The organism is Buttiauxella sp. A111, from assembly GCF_014189855.1.
GTDB lineage: Bacteria > Pseudomonadota > Gammaproteobacteria > Enterobacterales > Enterobacteriaceae > Buttiauxella > Buttiauxella selenatireducens.
In genome coordinates this window covers 64,416-76,625 of sequence record NZ_BJFN01000001.1, presented here as the reverse complement: position 1 = coordinate 76,625, position 12,210 = coordinate 64,416, and the positions used below count along the sequence as shown (strand labels likewise).

General features: G+C 53.0%; 4 protein-coding genes. 2 read left to right on the top strand and 2 right to left on the bottom strand.

Features of this window, described 5'->3' with window-relative positions; all coding sequences use genetic code 11:
• Window positions 1-84: 84 nt before the first annotated feature.
• On the bottom strand, window positions 85-969 hold the full coding sequence (locus BSPA111_RS00295) for a LysR substrate-binding domain-containing protein (protein WP_183269231.1): 885 nt from the start codon (window positions 967-969) through the stop codon (window positions 85-87).
• A gap of 108 nt (window positions 970-1,077) precedes the next feature.
• Here BSPA111_RS00295 and BSPA111_RS00290 point away from each other — a divergent pair, with 108 nt between their 5' ends.
• Both BSPA111_RS00290 and BSPA111_RS00285 read left to right on the top strand, forming a co-directional pair.
• Window positions 1,078-1,659 (top strand): nuclear transport factor 2 family protein, encoded by a 582-nt coding sequence (locus BSPA111_RS00290; RefSeq protein ID WP_183269230.1) that lies wholly within the window; start codon window positions 1,078-1,080, stop codon window positions 1,657-1,659.
• 255 nt (window positions 1,660-1,914) lie between these two features.
• A complete protein-coding gene (locus BSPA111_RS00285) occupies window positions 1,915-3,537 on the top strand; it encodes an ABC-F family ATP-binding cassette domain-containing protein (RefSeq protein ID WP_183269229.1) in 1,623 nt (540 codons plus the stop codon).
• Here BSPA111_RS00285 and BSPA111_RS00280 read toward each other — a convergent pair.
• Window positions 3,532-12,123, bottom strand: coding sequence for a GH36-type glycosyl hydrolase domain-containing protein (locus BSPA111_RS00280; RefSeq protein ID WP_183269228.1), 8,592 nt, complete (start codon window positions 12,121-12,123; stop codon window positions 3,532-3,534). The genes BSPA111_RS00285 and BSPA111_RS00280 overlap by 6 nt on opposite strands.
• Window positions 12,124-12,210 lie beyond the last annotated feature (87 nt).

Below are 12,210 nucleotides of genomic sequence, written 5' to 3'. Positions count from 1 at the left end.
ATTTAATGAATGTGAAGTGAAGTGAAGTGAAGAATAACGAAAACACTGTATCACCCTGGAAATACCATTACTTATTTATATATTTCACATTTTATATTTACGAACCTGACCAAGATAAGCCAGTACTGCGCCACTGCTCTCATTTATACGGCTGACCATCATTAAATTCGCTGACAACTCTGGCGCATCTAAAACCCGATAGACAATTCCAGGGATAGCCACCTGAACTAACGGCGCGGGAACCAGTGCTATTCCCAGTCCTGCACCAGCCATGGCGAGAACACTCAGCGTGCTGGAAATTCGATAAGCAATATGTAATTTATTACCCAGCAAGTTATGCAGTCCGGCGACTAAGTGCGACTCGACATCATCGACTGAGTAGAGAATCAATGGTTCATGCGCCAGCATATCAATTGTTAGCTTATTTTCAGCCACTAGCGGATGATCGCTACACATCACCACGACTCTTTCCCATTCACCCACTGATTCATAGACAAGCGCAGAATTATGCTCTGGCTGGTAATCAGGCATATAACCCACATCCAGCGTTCCACTCAGAATAGCCTCACTTTGCAGATGCGGAGCCATTTCCTGACAGAGCAATTCGGCATCAGGATAGGCATGATGAAATGAACGCATATCTTTCATCAATATTCCGCTGAACACCGCATTTCCTGCAAACCCTACCCGCACCCGTCCTGTTTCTCCACGCATTGAACGCTCTACAACCAGACGCGCGTGCTCAACGTTATCCAGCGTGCGTTTTGCCTCAACCTGCAAAAGTAATCCAGCCTCAGTAAGTTCGACACGGCGACTGGTGCGGATAAACAAAGGGCCACCAAGCTCCGTTTCCAGCGCTTTTATCTGCATACTCAATGCGGGTTGAACAATATTCAGGCGCTCGGCAGCCCGACCAAAGTGCCCTTCTTCAGCGACCGCTAAGAAGTATCGCAGGTGGCGTAATTCCATAAAGCGCTCCATTCATCATTAAAAATGATTAATTAGTCAATTCAATATATTTGAGTTTAACGTCTTTCGCGACCAAACTGAATCCAGTCAACTAACAGGAGTCAGAACATGCAAAACCAACTTCAGGATCGCCAGGCACTTAACGACCTTATAAATGGCTGGATGCACCGCGATCTCGGTGAATGGGAACAACTCCGCGAGTTATTCCATCCCGATGGCACGATTGAAATTACCTGGTTTGAAGGGCTGGGCAGTGATTTTGTTGAGGGTTCAATGCGGATGGGGGCATCAGATGTGCGAACCAAACACCTTATTGCGACGCCGGCCATCACATTTAACGCCACCGGTACTAAAGCGATTCTCGAAACCAATGCGATGATCATTGCTGAAAATGTAAAACTGAATCTGGGCTGTGAATGCCATAACCGGTTTTACGATAGGGTAGAAAAACGCGATGGCGTGTGGAAGCTGTCCCACCGCCAGAGTATTTACGATATGGGGACATTTACCTTCCCGATGGGCCTGGTGGAAATAGATCAGAGCGTCGTGGCGAAGTACCCGCGCGAATACGCAACGCTTGCCTATATACTGGAAAAGAGCGGATTCCCTGTGCAACGTGTGTTTGCCACACGAGGCAGTGTGCTGGAACAAGACATGAAACGTGATGCTAAAACATGGTTATCCCGTTAAGTCACTGTTCCTGATGGTATACGTAGCACGCCATCCACCAGCTTGATTGCCCCACATTACCACCCTCAGAATACGGAGCACTGGCGCAATGTTGCCGCTAACCGCTTTACTTTGTGCTCCCCTTATTTAAAATGACTCACTTCATTTCTTCTCTATAGGTATTCCGCCAATGCGCCATTGATGCTGCCGTCTGTCTGACGGCCAATTTATTGCCCCGTTTGTTCGGGTCAGTTTCTGGCATCTATGGAGTACACAATGACGAATACTTATATCGCGCTTGAATGCGTTGATTTCACATTACCTGACGGCACACCGCTATTTTCGCAGCTCAATGAAACTTTTGACACACGTCGTACTGGCCTCGTTGGGCGAAACGGCGTAGGCAAGAGCGTTCTCTCGCAGATTTTAGCCGGGCAAATTCAGCCTTCGTCCGGGCGTTGTACCCGTTCGGGTTCCACATGGTATCTGGCGCAACAGATTGACTATCCGGCAGAAGCTACTGTTGCACATCTTGCCGGTGTGCAGCCCACGATTGACGCGCTCGATCGCATCGAAATGGGCAGCGTGTCTGAGGACGATTTTGATATCGTTGGCCATCACTGGGATATCCGCCAGCAACTACAGCTTGAGCTGGAAAAATCCGGGCTCGGGCATCTTGACGCATCGACCCCGCTTAGCCAGTTAAGTGGAGGCGAAGCGATGCGTGTCTCACTGGTCGGTGCCTGGTTATCTGAGGCTGACTTTTTAATTCTTGATGAGCCAAGCAATCATATCGACAGCACGTGGCGGCAGACGCTGATTAACCAGTTACAGCGCTGGTCCGGCGGATTGTTAGTGGTGAGCCATGACCGGGAGTTGCTGGGATCCATGCAGAGAATTGTTGAACTGTCATCATTAGGTTTGAGTCATTATGGCGGTAACTATTCTTTCTACGCACAGCAAAAGGCGCAAGAGACGCAAAATGCCCTGCAACTGCTTGAGCAACGCAAACGCGAGCGCCTGCGCGAACAAAAAGCCCTGCGCGAGCAGAAGGAACGCCTTGAGAAGCGGCAATCGCGAGGGAATCGGCAAGGACGCGATGCCAATCAAGCCAACATTTTACTGGGTGGACAAAAGCAACGCAGTGAAGCGTCTGCGGGGAAACTGAATCAGCAACATCTTGCCGCACAGGCGTTACTCGATAAACGGGTGCAGGAAGCGGCAAATCAAGTGGATGAAAATACCACGATCGTGGTGCACGCTTTGGCGGTAAATTCGCCTTCTAAGCGCCGGGTTGCCGAGCTCCAGAATGTACAACTGCCCTTCGTAGCCAACTTCCCTTCCCCTTTGAATTTGACGATTACCGCCCAGCAACGCATTGGCATTGTCGGGAATAATGGATGTGGTAAGTCGACATTAGTCAAAGTGCTGGCAGGTCAGATTCAGCCGTTGTCCGGGGAGTCTCGTGCCGCACACGGTCACACCTGGCTTGATCAACATCTCACAAACCTCGATCCTGAGCGTACCGTTCTGGAACAGATGCTGGAGGCCAACCGCTCGGCGGGTGAAGCAGATTTACGCATGCGGCTGGCACAACTGGGTCTTGATGCTGACAAAATCCAGACCGCCTGTGGGTTGCTGAGCGGGGGCGAACGCCTGAAAGCCGCGCTGGCCTGTGTGCTGTATGCCGATCCTACCCCACAACTCTTATTGCTGGATGAACCCAGTAACCACCTGGATTTACCTTCAATTCAGGCGCTGGAAGCCATGCTTTGTTGTTACCAGGGCGCGTTAGTGGTTGTTTCGCATGATGCGGTATTTCTGCAAAACCTGAATTTAACCGACAGGTTAGCCATAACTGAAGATGGCTGGCATCTTCGTGCCTGGGGGCTTTCATGATTCTGCCCCGAGTCTTATCTCTACATCATGGCTGTTGCCGTCATCAATTAACGGGATAGTGTCCCCACTTAGCTCGACGCCATTAAGCAAGACCCGGTATTCCCCGTCACTGCGCATGACGTTGATGCGGTAATAGCTGTTGCCATGTTGATAAACGAGGCTGACAGACGGCCAGTCGCGAGGTAGCAAGGTATGGACGGAGATTGCGTCGCCGTGGCGCTCAATGCCCAACAGCGTGTCGACAATTAACCGGTATGCCCAACCAGCAGAACCGGTATACCAGCTCCAGCCGCCGCGTCCGGTATGAGGTGCAACGCTATAAATGTCCGCAGTCATGACGTACGGCTCCACTTTATAACGCTCAATCGCATCCGGCGTCAGGCTGTGATTGATGGGGTTTATCATCGCCCAAAACTGCCAGGCGCGTTCAATATTGCCGCTGCGAGCAAAAGCCATCACCGCCCAGATAGCACCGTGGGTATATTGCCCGCCATTTTCGCGTACACCGGGTAAGTAGCCCTGAATATAACCCGGATTTGGCCCATGGCCGTTAAACGGTGGGGTAAGCAATTTAATCAACCCAGCTTCAGGATCGACCAGGCGAGCGTCCAGCGCTTGCATCGCTTGCGCGCAACGATCGGCACTTCCCGCACCGGATAACACTGACCAACTCTGGGCGATGGCATCTATCTGGCACTCTTTGGCAAGGTGCGAACCTAACGCTTCGCCGCTATCAAAATAGCCACGACGATACCAGGTTCCGTCCCAGGCGTGGGCCTCGAGGTTTTTTTGCAGTTTTGCCGCTTCTTCCCGACATAACATCGCGGTTTCATGTTCATTGATTCGTCCGGCAAGCTTCCCGAAGCGCTGCATCACATCGTAGAGGAAGAAGCCGAGCCACACGCTTTCGCCCTTGCCTTCCAGCCCGACCAGGTTCATGCCATCGTTCCAGTCACCCGCGCCCATTAATGGCAAACCGTGCTGACCCAAGCGCAGACCATGCTGTATGGCCTTAACGCCGTGCTGCCAGAGTGTCTCTTCAAGGGCGCTGATCACCGGTTGTTCATAAGCCGACTCTTCCCCCGCCAGCAATTCACGCCCTTCCAGATATGGCAAACGATGCTCAAGCAAACCGATGTCACCGGTTGTCTCGACGTAATGGCAAATAGCGAGCGGTAGCCACAGATAATCATCCGAGCAACGGGTGCGCACGCCGTTACCTAACGGTGGATGCCACCAGTGTTGCACGTCGCCTTCAACAAACTGGCGTGATGCGCAGAGTAAAATCTGATCGCGTAGTCGTTCTGGGGCGGCGTGACTCAGGGCCAGGGTGTCCTGCAACTGGTCGCGGAAACCGAACGCCCCGCCGGACTGGTAGTAACCGCTACGCGCCATAATGCGACAAGCGATGGTCTGGTAGAGCAGCCAGCCATTGGTCAGCAAATTGACCGCAGGGTCCGGGGTGGACACGACGATTTTATCCAGCATTTTGTGCCAGTAGCGGTGAACATTCGCCAGTTCAGCGCGGGCCGCCTCTTCGTTCATATACTGGTTAATCATTGATTCCGCGTCCTGCGGATCTTGACCTACCCCCAGCACAAAGATAAAGCTGCGCTGGTCACCATCAATCAGCGTGGTGGCCGACTGCACTGCGCCACACGGATCCAGCCCTGCACCGGTTTTATCTGACAATGTGCGCATCTTCATTGCGGCGGGGTCGCTTTGTGAACCATTACGTCCCAGAAACTCTCGCCTGTCGCCGGTGACTGAGCAATGCACGCCCGTCACCGCAAAGAAGGCCGTCCGTTCTGAGCCATTGCTGCTGTAGAAGTTATTCGCCAGCACGCCGCAGCCGCGCCCGGTGGTGGACGCCCGTGTAATGACATGCATCGCTGATTTATTGCGGGATTCCCCCAGCGTCCACTCTACATAGCCGGTCACTGATATCTTACGGGTCCGCCCCGAGGTATTACTGAGCGTCAGGATGGCGATTTTTACGGGTGCCTGTTCTGCCACCAGCACCGTGAGTTCCGTGTCGATACCCGTTTCGCGATGGGCAAACACGCTGTAACCAAAACCGTGACGCGAAAGATAGTGCCCCGTTCCACGCACGGGCAGCGTGGTCGGCGACCAAACTAACCCGCTTTCTTCATCACGAAGATAAAACGCCTCACCGGAACGATCGCTAATGGGATCGTTTTCCCACGGCGTGAGTCGATATTCATGGGCGTTTTCATACCAGGTGTAGGCCTGTCCGGCTTCTGAAATCACCGAACCAAAACTGGCGTTAGACAGCACATTAGCCCACGGTGCAGGTGTCCTGTCGTTTTCACCCAGCGTGATTTGGTATTCGCGACCATCCTCAGAGAACCCGCCGCGACCGTTGAAATAGACCAGGTCACCAGTATCCGGTTGCCACGGATCGTGTTGATTTATGGGCAACCCAACGTGTGGCACAAAGGGCTGTTGCGAGGAAGTTGTGGCCTGGAGCCGTTGGTTTAGCTGCTCTTTCAGGCCACCAGATCGGTCATCCAGTACGATTTGCGCCACACTCAGCAACAACAACCGGTCTTCCGCCGACATATGTTCGCCGTTACGCACGAAAATGCCACCGGGTTTATCCATCTGGCTCGCTTCTGAGCCTGCGACAATCAGCTCAACAATTTGATTCTGTAGCTCTTGCTGGTAGCCGCCCAGACTGTCATTGAGGATAACCAGATCAACCGCAAGTCCTTTGAGACGCCAGTAATGGTGCGCCTGGATCATGGTGGTAATCAGCAAGATGCTTTCATCGCTGGTGACATTAAGAATGACAATCGGTAAATCGCCCGAGATAGACCATCCCCACAGGCCAGACTGCCCGCGACGATTACGCGCCAGGGTTTTGGCATCCGCACGCAATTCAGGGCCGGGGAACAGCACTGCGCTGGCGAGGCGGTTAAAGAGCGTAGCGTCATCTTCGTTGGCATTAATCTGGCGCAACACAATCTGGCTATGTGACCACGCCAGTTCAAATACGCGATCGGCTATCGGATGGTCGTGATATTTCTCAATCAGCGCCTGGCTATGCTGACGGCTTTCCGTCACGCCATAAATAATGTCGACGGTCACCGGTAAGCCGGGTTGCAACACAATCGACTGGCGAATGGACAGGATGGGATCCAGCACCGGCCCAACACTGTTACTGAGTGAACCACTTTGTTCCGTCGCCTGTGCATTCGCGGGCGTTCTGCCCCGCCCAAGGAATTTTGCCCGGTCAGTTTCAAATGTGCTTTCGTTTTGCGTCTGCCCATGCACAACCAGGGTATGAAACATCCACGGGCAACTCTCATTGGGCGAACGCGGGCGACGGTGGCAAAGAATGGCATTCTGCTGCGCAACAAGTTCGGTCTGAATAAATAAATTACTGAATGCAGGGTGCGCCAAATCACTCTCAAATGGCGCGAGAACCACTTCGGCGTAAGTGGTCAATTCTATGGTGCGCGGTTGGCGCCCACGGTGCAGCAACGTGACGCGGCGTAGCTCAATATCATCTTCAGGTGAGACAACAATCTGCGTTTTCACATTGATTGTCCCGGCCACCAGTTTGAATTCCGCACCTGCGTCGGTAAAGATGACGTCGTACTGACTAACCGGTTCGCCAAGCGGTTGCCAGGTATTGCTCCACACTTCTTCGGTTGCCGGGTCGCTGATATAGCAAAATGCGCCCCAGTTATCGCAGGTCGCGTCACTGCGCCAGCGTGTCAGCGCCACATCTTTCCAGCGACTGTAACCGCCGCCGGACTGGCTCACCATCAAGTGATAATCCGCATTCGACAGCAGCTGAATTTCAGGGATCAGACTATCAACGTCTGTAAATTCACGGGTTTCATACTGGACAGGCTGGAGCACCCCTTCATGGGATTCAAAGTGACGGCGCGGGCTGTAAAGCTCAATAGCATCAGGCACACGCTCTTGTAACAACAAACGAGCCGATTGAAACGCGGGGCTGGACATAAAACGATCCACCATCGGTGCTCCCAGTAGCACATGAGATAATGCCTGGAATGCCATTCCCTGATGGTGCGCCATCCATGAACGAACGACCGCATACATCTGGCCACTGGCAAGACGCGACGGTGTGTAATCCAGCGCCTCGTAAAAACCGTACTCACCTCGAGCGCCGCTTTTCTCCAGTTTCAGCAGATTTTCACAGGCTTTGTGTGGCGCAATGGTCAGCGCCATCATCGTCGCATAAGGCGCAATGACCATATCGTCGGCAAGCCCACGTCGCAGGCCCAGTCCCGGCACACCAAACGCGTGATACTGGTAATTTTGCAGGGCATCAAAAGAGTAGTAGCCCGACTCCGATATCCCCCACGGCACGCCGCGCTCTTTGCTCCAGTCAATCTGGCGTTTTACCGCCGACTGACTCATCTCTTCAAGTAAGCTGCCGGGATACGTGGGCATGACCAGGTTCGGCATCAGATATTCAAACATCGAACCACTCCAGGACATCAGCGCGGTTTCGTTATCGATGGTGGTGAACAACCGCCCTAGCGCGAACCAGCTTTTCAGCGGCAGTTGGTTAGTGGCAATCGCCAGAAAACTGGTGAGTCGAATTTCCGATGGCAGCAAGTCGTAATGGCTGTTGTCGAGCTTATTATTGTCGCAGTTGTACCCGACACTCAGCAGACTGGTCACTTCGTTGTACAGGAAGACAAAATCCATCCGCGCATGTTCATGTAAGCGCAGTTCCAGTTCAGTAATGATATCCAGCCGGGTGCGAGCCTGACGGATAGCCGACTCCGACGGCGATCCCTCGCCGGTATGTTTGGCCTGAGCAAGCCAGGTTACCCCCGGCAATGGTTTCGTGTCCCAATCTGGCGGAAGCCAACTGAGAAAACTCGTCCATTCATGGCAAACAAGGACTAACTGATGCTGAAGCATGTCTACCCAGCGCCGCACCTGCGCATTCTCATGGCTGCACAGCGCATGCAGACGATTGCATTGCGCCCGCATATTTTTCAGTTCAGCAAACAGTAATGACGGTTGCAGCGTCAGGGCCGTGTTGCAATGGTTACGTAGCTGGCGCAAAGACGTTGGCGCATTCTGCCCCCAAATTTTTTCAAGTATCTGCAACGTGTCGTCGATACCCAGCAGCACCTGGGTGCAATCGAGAATCGGTTGGTTGCGCAGCTCAGTTAAACCGGCACTCAGAGTGAGCAAATGCCCTGCCATATTGCCGCTATCCACGCTGGAGATATAACGCGGGTTAAGCGGTTGCAGGGTGCGAGTGTCGTACCAGTTATATAAATGGCCGCGGAAATGCTCCATTTTATCCAGCGTGTCGAGGGTGAGCGTAATCCGCTGCAACATCTCCCCTTGCGGGATGTAGCCGAAATCCCATGCGGTCAGGTTGGACATCAACGACAGGCCGATATTGGTGGGCGATGTGCGATGCGCAATCACCGGTTGTGGTATTTCCTGGTAGTTATCCGGCGGTAGCCAGTTTTCTTTCGCGGTGGCAAACGTTTCAAAAAAGGCCCAAATCTCGCGGCTACTTTGGCGCAACAGACGTTTTTGAGCGGCGCTAAAAGTGACAGTGTTACGTTTTGGTTCGCGGCTTAACACGCTCAGCAGCGCGGGGGCCAGGCACCACAGCAAGCCAATCGGTAGAGCAAAAAACAGCATCATCGGCGCCAGCAATGCCACGAGCGCAATTAGCGCAACACCTGAAATCACATTCAGCCACATCGCCTTATAGAAGCGTAGGGGTGACGCTTTGCTGTCCTCGTTGCTTTGGTCAAAACTGGCCCATTGATTGAGGTTGCGATGACTCACCCCGAGTCGCCATAGCGTCACCACAATGGCTTGCAGGGAATAACCCGCTTCATGGGGAAGTGACGCAAACCCGAGGCCAATACGCATCAGGCGTTTAAGTCCTCCTGAGGTAACTAATAACAGGTGTTGAAGAAAAGGTCTGCGGGCAGGTTTGTTAATCAGATCCTGGGCAATCACCAACGCGGTCGGGAGCAGCAGCACAACCGCCATTACGCCGAGCCAGAAAAGCGGATTGGGCACCAGTAAAAGGGAGCAAAACAATATTATCAGCAGTGATGGAGCCACCAGACTGCGGCGCAAGTTATCCAGCAGTTTCCAGCGAGAAAGCGTGGTTAGCGGGTTTTTATCACGCGTACCATCAGCCCTTCTGACGTTAATTTTCAGCCAGTTAAGCAGTTGCCAGTCACCACGAATCCAACGGGTACGCCGCGCAGTATCCGTCAGATAATTATTGGGATATTGCTCATAGAGCAGGACTTCGCTAAGTAAACCCGAACGGGCATAGCAACCTTCCAGCAAATCATGGCTCAGCACTAAGTTTTCTGGGCAGGTATTCAGAGTGGCTTGCACAAAGGTGCCGACATCATAAATCCCTTTGCCCACAAACGAGCCTTCACCAAACAAATCCTGATAAATATCCGACGACATCATCGAATACGGATCATTGCCCGGCACGCTGCTGCACATGGCGGCATATCGCCCCTGCCCGTTACGCGGGATCTCCTCCGCAAGTCCGGGCTGCAAAATGCCGTAGCCTTTCACAACACGCTGTTTAACCGGGTCGTAGATCGGATGATTAAGAGGATGCGCCATGGTCGCAACCAGTTTATGTGCCGTATCGCGGGGAAGCACCGTGTCACTGTCGAGGGTAATGACATATTTAACCCCTGCCGGTGGGCTAATAGCCGTGTTGTGCACATCGCGGAATTGAGCCTCAGGCTGGTGTAACCAATTGTTCAACAACGATAACTTGCCACGCTTGCGTTCATACCCCATCCATACGCCCTGTTGTGGATTCCACTGGCGCGAGCGATGGAGCAGGAAGAAAAGCGGCTGTGAAACGGGCGCGTAACGGCGATTCAGATTCTGCATTTGTGCTTCAGCCCAGTGCAGAAGGTCGCTATCCCCGGCAGAGTTTTCTTCCGTCGAATCGGCAAAATCGGTTAACAGTGCGAAGTACAAATGGGGAGTTTTGTTACCGAGATAACAAATCTCAAGACTACTGAGCAGTTTGTCGATTCCTGCTCGGCTGGTCAGCAAGCAAGGGATCACCACCATGGTACAAAATTCAGCAGGGATACCGCTTGAGAAATCCATACGCGGCAACGGCATCGGCAAGCGGAAACGGGTCGTTGTCTCATTGAGTAAATTGATGGCTAACTGGCTTACGATCACCACCAGCGGCAAAGAAAGGAGGAGTAACAGTGGCCAGCTCAATCCATGTTCATAGGTGCGCGATAAAATGTCGGCGCTGAACGCCGTCGTCAACAGGCTTAGGCTTCCCAGCCAGCTCAGCAACGGGGTTTGATTAAACGCGTGGCGCAGACGAACGATCCACGACGTATTGGCCGCGAGTTGTTCTTCGAGCTCAGGCCGCCCTTCACCAATGAGGTAATAGCCAACATGTTGAGCGGGCGTTTCCGGGTCTGCCGCTTGCGCCATTCCCAGGATGTGCCGCGCCACTTCTGGTTCACTGGAGCGACTGTGGCGCGCGAGGATCTCAATAATATGTCGATAGTGATCGCGGGTATCAAAATGCATAGCCGGGTAAATTCCCGACGGGTCTTCCCGCATCGTTTGTTCCACCAGGCTCATGGCTTCGGCAAAATCAGCCCAGTTAGTTTCACTTAGCAGGCGTAAACCGGCGATGCTGTTGCTGACGGAAAGCTGACTTGCGGCAAGCTGCTGGTTGAAGCGATGAATCAGGTAATCGGTGGTGACGCCTGTTTCTGCAAGCCGCTGTTCGACCCAGGTCAGGGGCAAAGAAAGCATATTGCCCCGCCCCTGCAAGCGACGCACCAGTTCTGCCACGAATGCACTGCTCAATGGTGGGCGGGAACGCGCCATATCGGCAATCACCATGATCAAATCCGCTGGCGTGCTTTCGGCGCATTCAAAAATTCGCGTCACCCAAACATCGGCCAGGTTACGCTCTTTTTGTGCTTCCGCGACTTCGATACTGACACGACGTAAATTTTCTATCAGCGCCAGGCGCAACATGCCCGGCAAAGCCCAAAGTTCACCCAGCGTTAAAGGGGTAACTTGCTGATAAGCAGCAATATAGCTCGTCAGACTCGCGGCATCCCAACGCCCGTCGGCATGAGCAATGGCTTCGGAAGCAATATCATAAATACGTGGGCAATTATGCGGCGGAGTCAGCGGCGGTAGGCCTTTGCCGAAGTTCTTTGGCAGATGGTGGCGGACCACACGGATCTGCTCTTCAATCAGATAGTAGTTATCCAGCAGCCACTCACCCGCAGGGGTAATGCCCGATTTCTCTCCAGCATTGAGCAGATAGCAGTTGCGGGTAATGATCGCTTCGTTATCTTCCAGACGCTTGAGCAAATAGTACGGCATCTTAGCGGGTGATAACTTATGTGAACGCGCCAGTTTTTGGCCATAACGTTCCATTTGAGCCGCAGAGAACAGCTCGGCTTTTATTGGGCTTTCATTAGCGGGTCCAGCGGACAGCCAGCCAGGCGTTTCAGGATGAAGTTCCCGTGGCTTACTCGAGGTAAACCACGGTTTAAAATTTAATTTCATGAATATGCTCATCGGGCGAGGTGAACGCGCAGGAGCAGTTGTTCAATCAGATCAGAAACGTTCTCTCAGGATGAAGTGACAGGCATC

What these genes read in the sequence shown, in the direction of transcription:
- BSPA111_RS00285 (WP_183269229.1), top strand. Translation starts at nt 1,915, where the DNA reads ATGACGAATACTTATATCGCGCTTGAATGCGTTGATTTCACATTACCT.
- BSPA111_RS00295 (WP_183269231.1), bottom strand. Translation starts at nt 969, where the DNA reads ATGGAATTACGCCACCTGCGATACTTCTTAGCGGTCGCTGAAGAAGGG.
- BSPA111_RS00290 (WP_183269230.1), top strand. Translation starts at nt 1,078, where the DNA reads ATGCAAAACCAACTTCAGGATCGCCAGGCACTTAACGACCTTATAAAT.
- BSPA111_RS00280 (WP_183269228.1), bottom strand. Translation starts at nt 12,123, where the DNA reads ATGAAATTAAATTTTAAACCGTGGTTTACCTCGAGTAAGCCACGGGAA.